Genomic DNA, 19,087 nt, shown 5'->3' on the forward strand with positions numbered 1-19,087 from the left:
AATGGGTTTCAAGACACGGGTAGTGGCGGCCTTGTTGGTCGGCTTGTTGATGAGCGCCTGCGACAAGGCGCCGGAGTCGAGCTTCAGTGACGCGCCGGTGGCGTTTCATCCCAACGACGAGTGCCACGTGTGCGGTATGGTGATCAACGAATTCCCCGGGCCCAAGGGCCAAGTGGTGGAGCGGGGCGGGGTGAAGAAATTCTGTTCTACCGCCGAAATGCTCGGCTGGTGGCTGCAACCGGAAAACCGGCACGACGACGCGAAGCTGTACGTACACGACATGGGCCGCAGCCAATGGAATGCCCCGGACGACAAGCACCTGATCGACGCCCGCACCGCGTACTACGTGATCGGCACCGGGCTCAAGGGCGCCATGGGCGTGGTCCTGGCTTCGTTTGCCGATGAGGCCAAAGCGCAGAAAGTCGCGGCGGACACCGGTGGTCGGCTGTTGCGTTTCGAGCAGATCGACCTGGCGCTGTTGCAGCAACCGATGCCGATGATGCACAGCGGGCATTGACCGCGAGGGGGTATCAACCGGCTTGATACCCCATCAACTGTTCTGCGTTCAGGATTCGAATGGTGCGTTGGCGCACCTCGATCAACCCGCCTTCCACCAGCCGATGCAGAATCCTCGAAAACGTCTCCGGCTGAATCCCCAGCTTCGACGCCACCAGGCGCTTGGGCACCTGCAACACCACCTCACCGCTCACGTCGTCGCGCTCCTGGAACAGGAAATTGATCACCCGGCGACTGGCATTGGCCAGGGTCAGGGTGTCGATGTCCTGGAGGCGCTGATGCAGGTGAATACTCATGCTCGCCAGAATCGCCAGGCAAATGGCCGGTTGGTCTTCCAGGGCGCGGCGATAGTGTTGGCCTTCGATACTCACCAGCACGCTGTCCTTGAGCGCGGTGCCACTCACCGGGTACGCCTTGGCCTGGGTGAACAGCAGCGCTTCGGCAAACGTCTGGCCGGGGCGGATGACTTCCACCAGATGCTCCTGACCTTCGCCAGTGACCCGGTGCAGCTTGATCTGGCCGCTGACCAGCAGGAAGAACCGATCGGCGGGATCGCCCTGGTGCATGAGCGGGGTGTGATTGGGCAAACGCTTGAGACTGGCCAGGGTGCAGACATCCTGGAAGGTTTTTTCAGGCAGCCGGCTGAACAGGTGATGCCTGCGCAGGGTTAGAACGATGTTGGGATGGGTGAGCATAAGGGCCTCCGCGGTTCATCAGGGTAGGGCGGCCCGGGGTTTGGGGATATGCCTCGAAGGGGGTACCTCTTCCCATGTTCGGTCAGCTTGGGTTAAAGAGACGGCCTTAATGTGAGAGGGGGCTTGCCCCCGATGGCGGTGGATCACTTATGCATGTAGTGGCTGACACACTGCCATCGGGGGCAAGCCCCCTCCCACATTTGGATCTCCATGGGTCAGATAGACCTCATTCTGTATTTGCTCTTGCTCTTAGGGGCGGACTTATAGCCAACCTGATCCTGGAAGCTGGACTCGGTCAAAAATGTGGGAGGGGGCAAGCCCCCTCCCACATTTGGATCTCTATGGGTCAGATAGACCTCATTCTGTATTTGCTCTTGCTCTTAGGCGCGGCCTTATAGCCAACCTGATCCTGGAAGCCGAACGCGGTCAAAAATGTGAGAGGGGGCTTGCCCCCGATGGCGGTGGAGCAGTCATGCATGCAGTGGCTGACACACTGCTATCGGGGGCAAGCCCCCTCTCACATTTGGATCTCCATGGGTCAGATAGACCTCGTTCTGTATTTGCTCTTGCTCTTAGGCGCGGCCTTATAGCCAACCTGATCCTGCAAGCCGAACGCGGTCAAAAATGTGGGAGGGGGCTTGCCCCCGATGGTGGTGGATCACTTATGCATGCAGTGGCTGACACACTGCTATCGGGGGCAAGCCCCCTCTCACATTTGGATCTCCATGGGTCAGATAGACCTCGTTCTGTATTTGCTCTTGCTCTTAGGCGCGGCCTTATAGCCAATCTGATCCTGCAAGCCGAACGCGGTCAAAAATGTGAGAGGGGGCTTGCCCCCGATGGCGGTGGAGCGGTCATGCATGTAGTGGCTGACACACTGCTATCGGGGGCAAGCCCCCTCCCACATTTGGATCTCCATGGGTCAGATAGACCTCGTTCTGTATTTGCTCTTGCTCTTAGGCGCGGCCTTATAGCCAACCTGATCCTGGAAGCTGGACTCGGTCAAAAATGTGGGAGGGGGCTTGCCCCCGATGGCGGTGGATCAGTCATGCATGTAGTGGCTGACACACTGCTATCGGGGGCAAGCCCCCTCCCACATTTGGATCTCCATAGGTCAGATAGACCTCATTCTGTATTTGCTCTTGCTCTTAGACGCGGCCTTATAGCCAACCTGATCCTGCAAGCCGAACGTGGTCAAAAATGTGGGAGGGGGCTTGCCCCCGATGGCGGTGGAGCAGTCATGCATGTAGTGGCTGACAGACTGCTATCGGGGGCAAGCCCCCTCCCACATTTGGATCTCCATGGGTCAAATAGACCTCATTCTGGCTCTGGTTCGTGATCTTGATCTTAGGCACACCGAGCATTAGTGAGGTGCCGAGTGTTGGGGCAAGAGCGGAGCCACCAGCCGCCGCTACCGAAGAAACAGATATGTACCCAATCCCCAGAAAAACCATCAACCCGCCTGCCGCAAGTGCTCCATCGCCCAAACCGCCGCCTCCACCCGTGACCGCAACCCCAACTTATGCAGCAGATTCTTCACATGCACCTTCACCGTCCCTTCGGTAATCCCCAACTTATGCCCGATCACCTTATTGCTGTAGCCACTGGCAATCGTGCGCAGCACCTGCCGTTCCCGTTCCGTCAAGTCCACTGCCGCATGGGGTTGCGGCGAGCGCAGTGCCTGGGCCAGCACCCGCGTCAACCCGGGGCTGATCACCAGCGCTCCATGTAACGCATCACGGATGAACTCCACCACCAACTCCGGCTCCATGTCTTTGAGCAGATACCCGTTGGCATCCAGGCGCAATGCATCGCGAATGTCATCCTCGGCATCGGACACGGTAAACAGCAGCACCTTGCCCGCATAGTTCATGGCGCGCAGGCGGCGCAGGGTTTCCAGGCCGTTCATCTGCGGCATGTTGTTGTCCAGCAGCACCAGGTCCGGTTGCAGGGTTTCGATCTGGTCCAGGGCTTCCTGGCCATTGCCGGCTTCGCCGACCACCTGCAGATCGTCTTCGAGTTCGAGTATCTGACGCATGCCGTGGCGCATCATCGGGTGATCGTCGACCAGCAAAATGCGGTGGCGGGGGAGTGTGCTCATGGGAGGTTACCTTGTAGAGGTTGCCCGAGAAATTCCGGTTGAAAACGTAAATGCACCCGTGTGCCCTGGGGCTCGCGGGGGCTGATGTCGAGTTGGCCGTGCAGGCTGCGCGCGCGTTCGTCCATGATGGTCAGGCCGTGGTGTTCGCGTTGGTCGACGGCGCCGCAAAAGCCACGGCCGTCGTCCTCGATGCTCAGGCTCACGGTCTCGCCCTCCTGGCGCAGTTGCAGCCAGGCGTTTTGCGCATGGGCGTGGCGCAGGCAGTTGGACAGGGCTTCGCGGGTGATCTGCAGCAAGTGGATCTGTTCGCTGGCCGACAATTGGAAGGCGAGGGCGTCGACGTGCAGGTGGACCTGGAATTCGCCGCGCCGGGAGAACTCTTCGGCGGTTTCCGATAGCTCCTGTACCAACCCGGCATCGTGGATTTGCAGGCGGAAGGTGGTCAGCAGCTCGCGCAGTTGGCGGTAGGCGTTGTTCAGGCCGTCGCGCAGTTCGGCGGTGACGGTGGCCAGGGTTTCCACGGGTTCGCCCCGGCGGATCAGGGTTTGCATGCGGCTGACTTGCAGCTTCATGTACGACAGCGCCTGCGCCAGGGAGTCGTGCAGTTCCCGGGCGATGATGGTGCGCTCGTCGAGCAGCAGCAAACGATGGTCCTGTTCGCGCTGGCGTTTGAGCGACAGCGAAGTGCCGATCAGGTTGGCCAGGGCCTGGATCAATTGCTTTTCCCAGTCTTGCGGAGGGTGGCCATCGTCGAAGTGGGCCTTGAGTTCGCCCAGTTCCGAGCCCTGGTTGCTGATGCTGAATATCTGCGGCGGCGCCACTTTGTGTTTATGGCAGCTCGCGCAATCGCCGATGGCGCAGATGTTACGGCTGTCGCCGCCGTGCAAGGCGAGCATCTGCTGGGCCGGTGCGAGGAAGTGGCCTTGCAGGCACAACGACAGGCGCAACCCCGGCAGGCGTTTCTGGAAGCGCCGGATCAATTCGTCCAGGCCCTCGGCATTGGCCAGGCGCGTGGCCAGGCTGCTGCTGCTCTGGTACAGCAGTTCGAGGGCGGCGTTGGCTTGTTGCAGGTTGAGGGTCTTGAGGCGCACCTGGCTTTCCAGGGTGCGGTGGGACGCCTCGATGGTCTCGGCCATGGTGTTGAAGCTCAGGGCCAGTTGCCCCAGCTCATCTTCGGAGCGGTGGTTGACCCGGGTCTTGAAATCGCCGTCGCGAAAGCGCCGGGTGGCCTGTACCAGTTCCTGCAAAGGGTTGACCACGCCGTACTGCAACTCATACAGGCCGATCAACAGGATGATCAACGTGCTGAACAGCGCCAGGCCCTGGATGCCTTGCTGCCAGCTTTGTTTGCGTTCGCTCTGTTGCTGCAACAGGCTGACGAATTGATTCATTTGCTCGACGAATGTCGGCGCGCTGGCCTGGAACTGTGCCGTATCACCGCGCGTCAGGGCCGGGCGCAGCTCGTCGTTCCAGCGTTGCTGGATCTGTTGGTAGCTCTGCAGCAGGGCGCTGTTCGGGCCGTCTTCCAGCACCGCCTTGAGCGAGTCGCTGTCGAGGCGCCCTTGCAGGCTCTGGGTGATGCTGTCGATCTCTTCGGCCGGCGCGGCGGCGGCGAGCCGCCAGCTGAGGTGGTAGGTCTCCATACGCACGGAGCCGGCGGTGTTGATTGCGGCGGCGTCGCCCTGGCTGAACCAGGCGATCAGCCCCGCACTCAAGGAACTGGCAAGGGCCAGGATAGCGATCAGGATCACAGCCAAGCCGGCGCGTGCGGGCAGGGAGCTGCGTAGCCAGCTAAACATCACGGCGTAGTCGGAGGGGGGAGAAAGCCTGCATGGCGGCACCTGAAAAGGAAAAACGAGCTGGAAAACGGTGATCCCTGGCGCACTACCTCTAAAGAGTTGCCGGCAAACCCTCCCACGGGAAAACGCCGGCACAAGAGATCAATCCATTGATAAATAAAGACTTTCTCTTGTTATAGGAACTACCTCCTTAGAGGTATATGGGATCAGCATAGCCTTATACCCACCTGGCCGACGTTGATCTGCGTCAAGTTCCAAGGGGGTGTCGCCCCTAACCTGCGCTCATGAAATCACCTTTCGGAGCGCATACCGTGACTCAACCCCGTATAAGACAAGGCTTGGTGCTGGGCATGAGCACGCTGGCCTTCACCGTCTGCTTTATGGTGTGGATGATGTTCGCCGTGTTGGGCGTGCCCATCAAAGAGCTGCTGCAACTCAACGAAACCCAGTTTGGCCTGCTGGCCGCCACGCCGGTCTTGACCGGTTCCCTGGTGCGCCTGCCCCTGGGCTTGCTGACTGACCGCTTCGGCGGGCGCATCGTGTTCTTCCTGTTGATGCTGGCCTGCGTGCTGCCGCTGTACCTGATCACCTACGCCACCGCTTATTGGCAGTTCCTGGTGCTGGGCCTGTTTGTCGGCCTGGCCGGCGGTTCGTTCTCGGTGGGCATCGCCTACGTCGCCAAGTGGTTCGACAAGGACAACCAGGGCTTTGCCATGGGCGTGTTCGGCGCCGGTAACGCCGGGGCCGCGGTCACCAAGTTCCTCGCCCCGGCGCTGATCGCCCTCGGCACCTGGCATCTGGTGCCCAAGGTGTTCGGCGCGATCCTGTTCATCACCGCGCTGTTGTTCTGGTTCCTCACCAGCGAGAACAAGGCCCACCGCAGTGCCGGCGGCGCCACCTTGCGCGAGCAACTGCGGTGCCTGAAAGACCCGGCCGTGTGGCGCTACTGCCAGTACTACTCGATTGTCTTCGGCGGCTACGTCGGCCTGGCATTGTGGATGACCAAGTACTACGTGCAGGAATACGGTTTCAGCCTGCAAAGCGCGGCGCTGCTGGCCGCCTGTTTCTCCCTGCCCGGCGGTGTGCTGCGCGCGGTCGGCGGTTGGATGTCCGACCGCTGGGGCGCCCAGAGCGTGACCTGGTGGGTGTTGTGGGTGAGCTGGGTCTGCCTGTTCCTGCTCAGCTACCCGCAGACTCAATTGCAGGTGCAGACCGTCAACGGTCCCCTGGATTTGCACATCGGCCTCAACCCCACCCTGTTCACCGTGCTGCTGTTCGTGATGGGCATCGCCTTCGCGTTCGGCAAAGCCTCGGTGTTCAAGTACATCGCCAATGACTACCCGCAGAACATGGGCGCGGTGTCCGGCATCGTCGGCCTGGCCGGTGGCCTGGGGGGCTTTGTGCTGCCGATTCTGTTTGGCGCCCTGGTGGACCTCACCGGCGTGCGCTCGTCCTGCTTCATGTTGATGTACGGCGTGGTCTGGGTGTCCCTGACCTGGATGTACCTCAGCGAAATCCGCAAACAACCGCTGCTGGGCAACACCGCCCAACGTCTCCAAGGAGAATGAACATGTCCATCGCGCAAAAGCCCGATTCGGGCCCGGTGATTCACGACTGGCGCCCCGAGGACCCCGCGTTCTGGGGGGCCAGCGGCAAAAAGACCGCTACCCGCAACCTGTGGATCTCGATTCCCGCGCTGCTGCTGGCCTTCGCCGTGTGGATGGTGTGGAGCACGGTGATCGTGCGCCTCAACGCCATCGGCTTCAGCTTCACCACCGACCAGCTGTTCTGGCTGGCGGCGTTGCCCGGCCTGTCCGGCGCGACCTTGCGGGTGTTCTATTCGTTCATGGTGCCGATCTTCGGCGGGCGTCGCTGGACTGCCCTGAGTACCGCGTCGCTGTTGCTGCCGGCGCTGTGGATGGGCTTCGCGGTGCAAGACCCCAACACCCCTTACAGCGTGTTCGTGCTGATCGCCTTGTTGTGCGGCTTTGGCGGCGGCAACTTCGCCTCCAGCATGTCCAACATCAGCTTCTTCTACCCCAAGGCGCAGCAAGGCACGGCCCTGGGCTTGAACGCCGGCCTCGGTAACCTGGGCGTGTCGGTGATGCAGTTTTGCGTGCCGCTGGTGATCACCTTCGGGGTGTTCGGCATGGTCGGCGGGCAAGCGCAAACCCTGCCCGACGGTAGCCAGCTGTGGCTGCAGAACGCCGGGTTCATCTGGGTGCCGTTCATCCTCACCGTCACCGTGGCGGCCTGGTTCGGCATGAATGACCTGTCCAGCGCCCGCGCTTCGTTCAGCGAGCAGGCGGTGATCTTCAAACGCAAGCACAACTGGCTGATGTGCTGGTTGTACCTGGCGACCTTCGGTTCGTTCATCGGTTTTTCGGCGGCGTTCCCGCTGCTGATCAAAACCTCGTTTCCGGACGTAGTAGCGTTGAAGTTCGCCTTCCTCGGCCCGCTGGTCGGCGCCCTGGTGCGCCCACTGGGCGGCTGGCTGGCGGACAAACTGGGCGGCGCGCGAGTGACCCTGTGGAACTTCGTGCTGATGATCGTGATGGTATTCGGCGTGCTGCACTTCCTGCCGCAGAACGGCCAGGGCGGCAACTTCTACGGCTTCCTCGGCCTGTTCATGTTGCTGTTCATCACCACAGGCGTGGGCAACGGCTCCACCTTCCGCATGATCCCGGTGATCTTCCGCACCCAGCACGAGAAAGCCAGCGCCGGTAAATCCGCCGCCGAGCGCGAGCAGGCCATCAAGAATGCCGGCAAGGAATCCGCCGCCGTACTGGGGTTCAGTTCGGCCATGGGCGCCTTCGGTGCGTTCTTCATTCCCAAGTCCTTCGGCACCTCCATGGCCGCCACCGGTAGCCCGGCGATGGCCTTCTACATGTTTGTCGGTTTCTACCTGAGCTGCATTGTCGTGACCTGGTGGTGGTATGCCCGCAAAGGTTGCGCCACCCCCTGCTAGTCCGACCTGAATTCGCGGGGCAACGCACCCCGCAGCACGCCTGATGAGGAAAGCACCATGAGTCATTTGTTGGATCAACTGCGGTTCTTCAACCGCAAACAAAACGAATTTTCCGACGGCCACGGCGAGACCCGTAAAGAGTCCCGCGACTGGGAAAACGTCTACCGTTCGCGCTGGCAGTACGACAAGATCGTGCGTTCCACCCATGGCGTGAACTGCACCGGCTCCTGCTCGTGGAAGATCTACGTGAAGAACGGCCTGATCACCTGGGAAACCCAGCAGACCGACTACCCGCGCACCCGCAACGACCTGCCCAACCACGAACCCCGTGGCTGCCCGCGCGGTGCGAGCTACAGCTGGTACATCTACAGCGCCAACCGGCTCAAGTACCCGAAGATCCGCAAGCCGCTGCTCAAGCTGTGGCGTGAAGCGCGCCAGACCCTGGCGCCGGTGGAAGCCTGGGCGAGCATTGTCGAGGACAAGGCCAAGGCCGACTCCTACAAGAGCAAGCGCGGCATGGGCGGTTTCATTCGCTCGAACTGGGAGGAGGTGAATGAAATCATCGCCGCCTCCAACGTCTACACCATCAAACAATACGGCCCGGACCGCATCGTCGGCTTCTCGCCGATCCCGGCCATGTCGATGGTCAGCTACGCGGCGGGTTCGCGTTACCTGTCGCTGATCGGCGGCGTGTGCCTGAGCTTCTACGACTGGTACTGCGACCTGCCACCGGCCTCGCCGATGGTGTGGGGCGAGCAGACCGACGTGCCGGAATCGGCCGACTGGTACAACTCCAACTACATCATCGCCTGGGGTTCCAACGTCCCGCAGACCCGTACCCCGGACGCGCACTTCTTCACCGAGGTGCGCTACAAGGGCACCAAGACCGTGGCGATCACCCCCGACTATTCGGAAGTGGCCAAGCTCACCGACCTGTGGCTCAACCCCAAGCAGGGCACCGACGCCGCGTTGGCCCAGGCTTTCAACCATGTGATCTTCAAAGAATTTCACCTGGACAAGCCGAGCGCCTACTTCACCGACTACGCCAAGCGCTTCACCGACTTGCCGGTGCTGGTGATGCTCAAGCCGATGACCGGTTTCGCTCCCGGCGCAGGCTTCCAGCCGGACCGCTTCCTGCGCGCCTCGGACCTCACCGGCAACCTCGGCCAGGACAACAACCCGGAATGGAAAACCATCGCCCTCGACGAGAGCGGCGAACTGGTCTCGCCGCAAGGCTCCATCGGCTATCGCTGGGGCGAGAAGGGCAAGTGGAACATCCTCGCCAAAGAGGGCGGTGAAGGCCGCGCGATCGACCTGAAACTCAGCCTGATCGGTGACGACGTCGCCGAAGTGGCGTTCCCGTACTTCGCCGGCGAAGTCCAGGAGCATTTCCAGCACGTCGCTGGCGAGGCGGTGCAGTACCGCCGCGTGCCGGTGCATAACGTGACCCTGGCCGACGGCAGCGTGGCCAAGGTGGCGACCGTGTTCGACCTGTCGGCGGCCAACCTGGCCATCGACCGTGGCCTGGGCGGCCACAACGTGGCCAAGGACTACGACGACGCCAGCGTGCCGGGCACCCCGGCGTGGCAGGAAGCGATCACCGGCGTCAGCCGCGAGAAAGCCATCCAGATCGCCCGTGAGTTCGCCGACAACGCCGACAAGACCAAGGGTCGCTCAATGATCATCGTCGGCGCGGCGATGAATCACTGGTACCACATGGACATGAACTACCGCGGGCTGATCAACATGCTCATGCTCTGCGGTTGCGTCGGCCAGACCGGCGGCGGCTGGGCCCACTACGTCGGCCAGGAAAAACTGCGCCCGCAGTGCGGCTGGCTGCCCCTGGCCTTCGGCCTGGACTGGAACCGCCCACCGCGCCAGATGAACGGCACCAGCTTCTTCTACGGCCACAGCTCGCAATGGCGCCACGAAAAAATGAGCATGCACGATGTGCTCTCGCCTCTGGCCGACAAGTCGCAGTTCCCCGAACACGCCCTGGACTACAACATCCGCGCCGAACGCGCCGGCTGGTTGCCCAGCGCGCCGCAGCTCAACACCAACCCGCTGCACATCTGCCGTGAGGCGGCCGCAGCCGGCATGACGCCGAAAGACTACGTGGTCAAATCCTGGCAGGACGGCAGCCTGCGTTTTGCCTGCGAACAGCCGGACAGCCCGGTGAACTTCCCGCGCAACATGTTCATCTGGCGCTCCAACCTGCTCGGTTCGTCGGGCAAGGGCCATGAGTACATGCTCAAGTACCTGTTGGGCACCAAGAACGGCGTGATGAACGAAGACATCGGCCACAGCACCGAATGCAAGCCCACCGAGGCCGAATGGGTCGAGGACGGCGCCATCGGCAAGCTCGATCTGGTGACCACGCTGGACTTCCGCATGTCCTCCACCTGCGTGTATTCCGACATCGTCTTGCCGACCGCCACCTGGTACGAAAAAGACGACATGAACACCTCGGACATGCACCCGTTCATCCACCCGTTGTCGGCGGCTATCGACCCGGCGTGGGAATCGCGTTCCGATTGGGAAATCTACAAAGGCATCGCCAAGGCGTTCTCGGCCATGTCGGTCGGTCACCTGGGTGTGGAACAAGACCTGGTCACCGTACCGCTGATGCACGACAGCGTCGGCGAACTGGCCCAACCGTTTGGCGGCACCGACTGGAAAAGCGCACGCGTGGCCCCGGTACCCGGCAAGAACGCGCCGAACATCGCAGTGGTGGAACGCGACTACCCGAACATCTACAAGCAGTTCTCGTCGCTGGGCCCGATGCTGGAAAAACTCGGCAACGGCGGCAAGGGCATCAACTGGAACACTGATGAAGAAGTCGAGTTCCTCGGCGAACTGAACCATCACGAAAACGATGCCGGGATCAGCCATGGCCGGCCAAAAATCGACACCGCTATCGATGCCGCCGAGGTGATCCTGTCCCTGGCCCCGGAAACCAACGGCAAGGTGGCCTTGAAAGCCTGGGCCGCGCTGTCGGAATTCACCGGCATCGACCACAGCCACCTGGCGATTTCCAAGGCCCATGAAGCGATCCGCTTCCGCGATATCCAGGCGCAGCCGCGCAAGATCATCTCCAGCCCGACCTGGTCCGGCCTGGAAGACGAACACGTGAGCTACAACGCCGGCTACACCAACGTCCATGAAAACATCCCATGGCGCACCATCACCGGCCGCCAGCAGTTCTACCAGGATCACCCGTGGATGCAGGCGTTCGGCGAGCAGTTGATGAGCTACCGGCCACCGGTCAACACCAAGACCATCGAAGGCGTGAAGGGCAAGCGCAGCAATGGCGAAACCGAGATCGTGCTGAACTGGATCACTCCGCACCAGAAGTGGGGCATCCACAGCACCTACAGCGACAACTTGCTGATGCTCACCTTGAGCCGCGGCGGGCCGATTGTGTGGCTCTCGGAGATCGACGCCAAGCGCGCCGGGATCGAGGACAACGACTGGATCGAGTGCTTCAACGTCAACGGCGCACTGACCGCCCGTGCGGTGGTCAGCCAGCGCGTCAAGGAAGGCATGGTGATGATGTACCACGCTCAGGAACGCATCGTGAACGTGCCGGGTTCGGAAACCACCAAGACCCGCGGCGGCCACCACAACTCGGTGACCCGCGTGGTGCTCAAACCGACCCACATGATCGGCGGCTATGCCCAGCAAGCCTACGGTTTCAACTACTACGGCACGGTCGGTTGCAACCGCGACGAGTTTGTCGTGGTGCGCAAAATGGCCAAGGTCGACTGGCTCGATGGTTCCACCGGCGATGACTTGCCGCGCCCATTGCCGACTGATATCGAGGAGAACTGAGATGAAGATTCGCTCACAGATCGGCATGGTCCTGAACCTGGACAAATGCATCGGCTGCCACACCTGTTCCATCACCTGCAAAAACGTCTGGACCAGCCGTGAAGGCATGGAATACGCCTGGTTCAACAACGTCGAGTCCAAGCCCGGCATCGGTTACCCGAAAGAATGGGAAAACCAGGACAAGTGGAAGGGCGGCTGGGTGCGCAACGCTAACGGCTCGATCAACCCGCGCATCGGCGGCAAGTTCCGCGTGTTGGCGAACATTTTCGCCAACCCCGACCTGCCGAGCCTGGACGACTACTACGAGCCGTTCGACTTCGACTACCAGCACCTGCACACCGCGCCTTTGGGCGAGCACCAACCGACCGCGCGTCCGCGCTCGCTGGTGTCCGGCAAGCGCATGCAGAAAATCGAGTGGGGCCCGAACTGGGAAGAAATCCTCGGCACCGAGTTCGCCAAGCGCCGCAAGGACAAGAACTTCGACCAGATCCAGGCCGACATTTATGGCGAGTACGAAAACACCTTCATGATGTACCTGCCGCGCCTGTGCGAGCACTGCCTCAACCCGGCGTGCGCGGCCTCGTGCCCGAGCGGTGCGATCTACAAGCGTGAAGAAGACGGCATCGTGCTGATCGACCAGGAAAAGTGCCGCGGCTGGCGCATGTGCATCAGCGGCTGCCCGTACAAGAAGATCTACTTCAACTGGAAGAGCGGCAAGTCCGAGAAGTGCATCTTCTGCTACCCGCGCATCGAAGCTGGCATGCCCACCGTGTGTGCCGAAACCTGCGTCGGCCGGATTCGCTACCTCGGTGTACTGCTCTACGACGCCGACCGCATCAGCGAAGTGGCGAGCACCGCCAACGAACAAGACCTGTACGAGAAACAGCTGGAAATTTTCCTCGACCCGAATGACCCGGCGGTGATTCGCCAGGCCCTGGCCGATGGCGTGCCGCAGTCGGTGATCGACTCGGCCCAGCGCTCGCCGGTCTACAAAATGGCCGTCGATTGGAAACTCGCACTGCCGCTGCACCCGGAATACCGCACCTTGCCGATGGTTTGGTACGTACCGCCACTGTCGCCGATCCAGAACGCTGCCGCCGCCGGCACCGTGGGCATGAACGGGGTGATCCCGGATGTCGACAGCCTGCGCATTCCGCTGCGTTACCTGGCCAACCTGCTCACCGCCGGCGATGAAAAACCGGTCAAGCGTGCGCTCAAACGCCTGTTGGCGATGCGTGCCTACAAACGCTCCCAGCAAGTCGACGGCGTGCAGGACCTGCAAGTGCTCGAAGACGTCGGCCTGAGCGTGGAACAGGTGGAAGAGATGTACCGCTACCTGGCGATCGCCAACTACGAAGACCGCTTTGTGGTGCCGAGCGCGCACCGTGAAGACGCCATGAGCGACGCGTTCGCCGAACGCTCCGGCTGTGGTTTCAGCTTCGGCAGCGGTTGCAGCGGCAGCTCCGACACCAACATGTTCGGCGCCAAGAAGGCCAACCGTCGCGACGTGTTGAAAACCGTACAGATCTGGGAGGACTGAGCATGCGTATTCTCAAAGTGATTTCGTTGCTGCTGGACTACCCCACCGAAACCCTGGTGAACGGCCGCGACGAACTGGAACAGGCGATCATCGAGTCGCGGGAGATCAGCCCCAAGCAGCGCGGCGCGTTGTTCGAGTTGCTCGAGCTGATCTGCGCCAATGACCTGATGGACGGCCAGGAACACTACGGCGCGCTGTTCGGCCGTGGGCGCTCGCTGTCGTTGCTGTTGTTCGAACACGTCCACGGCGAGTCCCGCGACCGTGGCCAGGCCATGGTCGACATGATGGCCCAGTACGAAGAGGCCGGGTTTGCCATCGGCGTCAAGGAGCTGCCGGACTATATCCCGCTGTACCTGGAGTTCCTCTCGACCCGCGAAGACATCGAGGCCCGCGAGGGCCTGGCGGATGTGGCGCATTTGCTGGCGCTGCTCGCCGCACGTCTGGACGAGCGCGAGAGCGGCTACGCCAGTTGCTTCCGTGCGTTGCTGCAGATCTCGGGTGCCGAGCCGCACCAGGCCGTGGCCGAACTGCGCGCGCAGGTCGCCGCCGAGCCGCGTGACGACTCCCTCGAAGCCCTGGACAAGATCTGGGAAGAGGAAGCGGTGGACTTTATGCAGGCCGAACAACAAGACCGTTGCAGCTCGATGCCCAGCGCACCGGGCAAAGCCCGCGAAGAAAGCGCGGTGCCGTTGCACTGGGTGGATTTTCAGCAAGAAGGGCAGGCCGCAGTGCCGGCCACGGAGGTGGGTAATGTCTAAGTGGAATTTGCTGGTATTCGGGGTGTACCCCTATGTCGCCCTGGCGATCTGCCTGTTGGGCAGTTGGGCGCGGTTCGACCTGTCGCAGTACACCTGGAAGGCTGGCTCCAGCCAGATGCTCAACAACCGTGGCATGCGCGTGGCGAGCAACTTCTTCCACATTGGCGTGCTGTTCGTGCTGGCCGGGCACTTTGTCGGCCTGCTGACCCCGGCGTCGGTCTATCACCATGTGATCAGCACTGAGCACAAGCAGTTGCTGGCGATGGTCTCCGGTGGCGTCTTCGGCCTGCTGTGCCTGGTGGGTTTGCTGATGCTGGTCAAGCGCCGTCTGGGCGACCCGCGTGTACGGGCCACGTCGAGCCCGTCGGACATCCTGATCCTGCTGGTGCTGCTCGCGCAGTTGGTGCTCGGTTTGCTGACCATCGTCGCGTCCACCGGGCATATGGACGGTTCGGTCATGGTGATGCTCGCCGACTGGGCGCAGAACGTGGTGCTGTTGCGGCCAGTGGACGCGGCGGCGTCGATCGAGCCGGTCAGCCTGATCTACAAGGCGCATGTGGCGCTGGGCTTGACCCTGTTCGTGCTGTTCCCGTTTACCCGCTTGGTGCATATGGTCAGCGCGCCGATCTGGTACCTGGGGCGTCGTTATCAAATCGTGCGGCAGAAGTATTGAGGAGAGCGTCATGACAACTGGATGCGGATGTGGTGGCGGTAATGGCGGCAGCGGCGGTTGCGGCTCGTCGGTCAAAGAACCGGTGGTGGCCGAGGTTGCGGCCCCGGCTCTGTTCGAGGAACTCAAGGCGCCTGAGTTGATCGCCAGCAGTGAACAGGAATGGCCGATCATCAGCGTCAACGGCGTGCCTGTCACGCCGGAGGCCATGGCACTGGAGTTGCAATATCACCCGGCCGAAAGCCGCGAGGAGGCGGTGTATCTGGCCGCCCGTGCGCTGGTGATCCGCGAGCTGTTGCAGCAGCGGATCGCCGAGCTGGGCCTGGCGGTGGAGATCGCCGCCGGCGAGAACGAAGAAGAAGCCGCCACGCGCTTGCTGCTCGAGCGTGAGGTCAAGGTGCCTGAGTGCGACGAGGCCACCTGTGTGCGCTACTTCGAGAACAACCGCGGGCGCTTTCACAGTGCGCCGTTGCTGGCGGTGCGGCACATTCTGCTCGAGTGCGCGCCGGACGACGCCGAGGCGCGCCATCTGGCGCACGGCCAGGCGGAAGTGCTGCTGCAGAACCTGAACGAGCAGCCCGGCCAATTCGCCGAGCTGGCCCTGCAGTATTCGGCGTGCCCGTCCAAGGCCCAGGGCGGTTCGCTGGGCCAGGTGAGCAAGGGCCAGACCGTGCCCGAGCTGGAGCGTCAGTTGTTCACCCTCGCGCCGGGCCTGGCCGGCAAGCCGCTGGAGAGTCGTTATGGCTGGCATGTGATCTATGTCGATCAGCGTATCGAAGGCCAACCGCTGCCGTATGAAGCGGTGGCGGTGGCGATCCGCACCCAGTTGCAGCAAGGCGTGTGGCAAAAGGCATTGGTGCAGTACCTGCAAACCCTGATCGGCGCGGCGGACATTCGTGGCATCGCGCTGCAGGGCGCCGACTCGCCGTTGGTGCAGTGACATGAGCCTGGTGGATGGGGTGGGCCGTTCGATCGATTACCTGCGCTTGTCGGTGACCGACCGTTGTGATTTTCGCTGTGTGTACTGCATGGCGAAAAACATGACGTTCCTGCCGCGCCAGCAGGTGCTGACCCTGGAAGAGCTGGAACGCCTGGCCGCGCTGTTCGTCGGCCAGGGCGTGCGCAAGATCCGCCTGACCGGCGGCGAGCCGTTGATCCGCCCGGGCATTGTCGGGTTGTGCCGCAATATCGCGGCACTGCCGGGCTTGCGCGAACTGGTGATGACCAGCAACGGCTCGCAGTTGGCGCGCCTCGCGCAGCCGCTGGTGGACGCCGGGGTCAAGCGCATGAACATCAGCCTCGACAGCCTGGATGCGCAGCGCTTTCGCGCGATCACCCGCAACGGTGATCTGCGCCAGGTGCTGGACGGTATCGAGGCGGCGCGAGAGGCCGGGTTCGAGCGGGTCAAGCTCAACTGCGTGGTGATGAAAGGGCGCAACTTCGATGAAGTGCCGGCGCTGGTGCAGTACGCGATTGACCAAGGCATCGACATCAGCTTTATCGAGGAAATGCCCCTGGGCGACGTGGGCCGCTCCCGCGGCGAGACGTTCTGTGCCAGTGATGAAGTACGCAGCGTGATCGCCCGTCACCATGCCTTGCTCGACAGCACCGAAAACAGCGGCGGCCCGGCGCGCTATGTGCGCCTGGCGCGGCATCCGGGCACGCGCATCGGCTTTATCTCGCCCAACTCCCACAACTTCTGCGGCAGTTGCAACCGCGTGCGGATGACCGTCGAAGGGCAGTTGCTGCTGTGCCTGGGGCAGGACAACGCGGTGGACTTCCGCGCTTTGCTGCGGCGTTACCCGTTGGACGACGCGCCGTTGATCGAGGCGTTGCACAAGGGATTGCGGGGTAAGCCGCTGCGCCATGATTTCACCGGGGCAGGGGAGGTGCAGGTGGTGCGCTTCATGAATATGAGCGGCGGTTGAATGTGGCAGGGGACTTGCTGTGGCAGGGAACTTACTGTGGGAGGAGACTTACTGTGGGAGGGGGCTTGCCCCCGATAGCAGTGTGTCAGCCAATACATGCACGACTGATCCACCGCTATCGGGAACAAGTCGAATCGTCGCACCGCCCCTCCCACATTTTGATCTTCGTTCAGACTTGACCTTGATCAATGGCAGCCCAAACGCTTGACCGTAATATCACTGCATATTGTGTTTCAAAGATTTATTAAATCTATATGTAGTGTCTGGAGCCTTCCAATGCAAAGCATGCTCAGCCCGCTGGTCAGTAACCGCCTGCACAAACGCGACGGTAGCCTCGTTGCCTTCGACGCCGAAAAAATCCGTCAGGCGCTGATCGCCGCCGGCAATGCCACCGGCGAGTATCGGGAGGCCGAGGTCGACCTGTTGCTCGGTGCGGTACTGGCGCGGCTGCGCGGCATCGAACGGCTGGATGTGGAGCAGATCCAGGACAGCGTCGAGCGGGTGTTGATGGACGCCGGTTACTTCCTGTCGATGCGCGCGTATATCGTCTACCGCGAACAGCACGGTCGCTTGCGCCGCGACCGCAAGACCCTGGTGGAAGTCGCCACCTCGATGAACGAATACCTCGACCGTGAAGACTGGCGCGTGCAGGCCAATGCCAACCAGGGGTATTCCCTCGGCGGGCTGGTGCTGAACGTGTCGGGCAAGGTCACCGCCAATTACTGGCTGGACGAGGTCTACAGCCAGCAGATCGGCCGCGCACACCGTGAGGCGGATCTGCATATCCACGACCTCGACATGCTCGCCGGCTACTGCGCCGGTTGGTCGCTGCGCTCGTTGCTGCACGAAGGCCTCAATGGCGTGCCGGGTCGCGTCGAAGCGGGGCCGCCCAAGCATTTGAGCAGTGCCCTGGGGCAGATGGTCAACTTCCTCGGCACCCTGCAAAACGAATGGGCCGGCGCCCAGGCGTTCAGCTCGTTCGACACCTATCTTGCGCCTTATGTGCGCAAAGACCAGTTGAGCTACCCCGAGGTGCGCCAGGCGGTGCAGGAGTTCATCTACAACCTCAACGTGCCGTCGCGCTGGGGCACCCAGACGCCATTCACCAACCTGACCTTCGATTGGGTCTGCCCGGAAGACTTGCGCGAGCAGGTGCCGGTGATCGGTGGTAAGGAAATGCCGTTTGCCTATGGCGACCTGCAAACGGAAATGGAGCTGATCAACCGCGCCTACATCGAAGTGATGCAGGCCGGGGATGCCAAGGGGCGGGTGTTCACCTTCCCGATTCCGACCTACAACATCACCCATGATTTCCCCTGGGACAGCGAGAACGCCGACCGCCTGTTCGAGATGACCGCGCGCTATGGCCTGCCGTATTTCCAGAACTTCCTCAATTCGGACATGCAACCCAACCAGGTGCGCTCCATGTGCTGTCGCCTGCAACTGGACGTGCGCGAGCTGCTCAAGCGCGGCGGCGGGCTGTTCGGTTCGGCGGAGCAGACCGGCTCGCTGGGCGTGGTGACAATCAACTGCGCGCGCCTCGGTTACCTGTTCAAGGGCGATACCGGCGGCTTGCTGCAACGCCTGGACAGCCTGATGGAAATGGCCATGGAAAGCCTGGAGGTCAAGCGCAAGGTGATCCAGCACCACATGGACGCCGGGTTGTACCCCTACACCAAGCGTTACCTGGGGACGTTGCGCAACCACTTCTCCACCATCGGCCTCAACGGCATGCACGAGATGCTGCGCAATTTCACGGATGACACGCAGGGCACGCACACCGAAGAAGGCCGCGCGTTCGCCCTGCGCCTGCTCGACCATGTGCGCGCCACCTTACTGCGCTTCCAGGAAGAAACCGGTCACCTCTACAACCTCGAAGCCACCCCGGCGGAAGGCACCACCTACCGCTTCGCCAAGGAAGACCGCAAGCGCTACCCGGACATCCTGCAAGCCGGCAGCCTGGATGCGCCGTACTACACCAACTCGTCGCAACTGCCGGTGGGCTTCACCGAAGACCCCTTCGAAGCCCTCGAGCTGCAAGACGAACTGCAATGCAAATACACCGGCGGTACTGTGCTGCACCTGTACATGGCCGAACAGATTTCCTCGGCCCAGGCCTGCAAGCAATTGGTGCGCAAAGCGCTGGGGCGTTTCCGCCTGCCGTACCTGACCGTGACCCCGACCTTCTCGATCTGTCCGGTACACGGCTACCTCGCCGGCGAACACGAGTTCTGCCCCAAGTGCGATGAGATCCTCGCGCTTGCCGCCCAGTCTTGAACCT

The 19,087-nt window shown here is 62.1% G+C and carries 13 protein-coding genes; 10 read left to right on the forward strand and 3 right to left on the reverse strand.

The window, feature by feature from the left end; translation table 11 throughout:
- The first annotated feature begins 1 nt into the window (after nt 1).
- Nucleotides 2-517: a nitrous oxide reductase accessory protein NosL gene (locus INT12_RS11940; RefSeq protein ID WP_017849330.1), complete on the forward strand. Its 516-nt coding sequence runs from the start codon at nt 2-4 to the stop codon at nt 515-517.
- A 13-nt stretch (nt 518-530) separates the two neighbouring features.
- Here the strand turns inward: INT12_RS11940 and INT12_RS11945 are convergent, their stop codons facing one another.
- The 3 genes from INT12_RS11945 to INT12_RS11955 all read right to left on the reverse strand — a co-directional run bounded on the left by INT12_RS11945 (nt 531) and on the right by INT12_RS11955 (nt 5,111).
- Entirely contained in the window at nt 531-1,211 is a 681-nt protein-coding gene (locus tag INT12_RS11945) for a Crp/Fnr family transcriptional regulator (RefSeq protein ID WP_046383082.1), read from the reverse strand.
- A gap of 1,453 nt (nt 1,212-2,664) precedes the next feature.
- Nucleotides 2,665-3,312, reverse strand: a complete 648-nt coding sequence (gene narL, locus INT12_RS11950; protein ID WP_017849328.1) for a two-component system response regulator NarL — start codon at nt 3,310-3,312, stop codon at nt 2,665-2,667.
- The gene (locus tag INT12_RS11955) at nt 3,309-5,111 is read right to left on the reverse strand and encodes a HAMP domain-containing protein (RefSeq protein WP_126587235.1); all 1,803 of its coding nucleotides are present in this window, start codon (nt 5,109-5,111) and stop codon (nt 3,309-3,311) included. The genes narL and INT12_RS11955 overlap by 4 nt, the downstream gene beginning before the upstream one ends.
- 311 nt (nt 5,112-5,422) lie before the next feature.
- Here INT12_RS11955 and INT12_RS11960 point away from each other — a divergent pair, with 311 nt between their 5' ends.
- The 9 genes from INT12_RS11960 to INT12_RS12000 all read left to right on the forward strand — a co-directional run bounded on the left by INT12_RS11960 (nt 5,423) and on the right by INT12_RS12000 (nt 19,083).
- Nucleotides 5,423-6,679 carry an MFS transporter gene (locus INT12_RS11960; RefSeq protein WP_032804979.1) on the forward strand — a complete coding sequence of 419 codons (1,257 nt, stop codon included), beginning with the start codon at nt 5,423-5,425 and terminating at the stop codon, nt 6,677-6,679.
- 2 nt (nt 6,680-6,681) lie between these two features.
- Complete coding sequence (locus INT12_RS11965; RefSeq protein WP_046489190.1) at nt 6,682-8,079, forward strand: NarK family nitrate/nitrite MFS transporter; 1,398 nt, start codon at nt 6,682-6,684, stop codon at nt 8,077-8,079.
- 57 nt (nt 8,080-8,136) lie between these two features.
- Nucleotides 8,137-11,910: a nitrate reductase subunit alpha gene (locus tag INT12_RS11970; RefSeq protein WP_017849324.1), complete on the forward strand. Its 3,774-nt coding sequence runs from the start codon at nt 8,137-8,139 to the stop codon at nt 11,908-11,910.
- A 1-nt stretch (nt 11,911) separates the two neighbouring features.
- Nucleotides 11,912-13,450, forward strand: a complete 1,539-nt coding sequence (gene narH / locus INT12_RS11975) for a nitrate reductase subunit beta (protein WP_017849323.1) — start codon at nt 11,912-11,914, stop codon at nt 13,448-13,450.
- 2 nt (nt 13,451-13,452) lie between these two features.
- Entirely contained in the window at nt 13,453-14,208 is a 756-nt protein-coding gene (gene narJ, locus INT12_RS11980; RefSeq protein WP_017849322.1) for a nitrate reductase molybdenum cofactor assembly chaperone, read from the forward strand.
- Entirely contained in the window at nt 14,201-14,881 is a 681-nt protein-coding gene (gene narI / locus INT12_RS11985) for a respiratory nitrate reductase subunit gamma (RefSeq protein WP_017849321.1), read from the forward strand. Before narJ ends, narI begins: the two co-directional genes overlap by 8 nt.
- A 10-nt stretch (nt 14,882-14,891) precedes the next feature.
- Nucleotides 14,892-15,818, forward strand: coding sequence for a peptidylprolyl isomerase (locus tag INT12_RS11990; RefSeq protein WP_046383086.1), 927 nt, complete (start codon nt 14,892-14,894; stop codon nt 15,816-15,818).
- 1 nt (nt 15,819) lies between these two features.
- Nucleotides 15,820-16,806 (forward strand): GTP 3',8-cyclase MoaA, encoded by a 987-nt coding sequence (gene moaA / locus INT12_RS11995; protein ID WP_017849319.1) that lies wholly within the window; start codon nt 15,820-15,822, stop codon nt 16,804-16,806.
- Nucleotides 16,807-17,082: 276 nt separating this feature from the next.
- Nucleotides 17,083-19,083, forward strand: a complete 2,001-nt coding sequence (locus tag INT12_RS12000; protein WP_193039734.1) for a ribonucleoside triphosphate reductase — start codon at nt 17,083-17,085, stop codon at nt 19,081-19,083.
- Nucleotides 19,084-19,087 lie beyond the last annotated feature (4 nt).

This window comes from Pseudomonas sp. K8, assembly GCF_014889455.1.
Taxonomy (GTDB): domain Bacteria; phylum Pseudomonadota; class Gammaproteobacteria; order Pseudomonadales; family Pseudomonadaceae; genus Aquipseudomonas; species Aquipseudomonas veronii.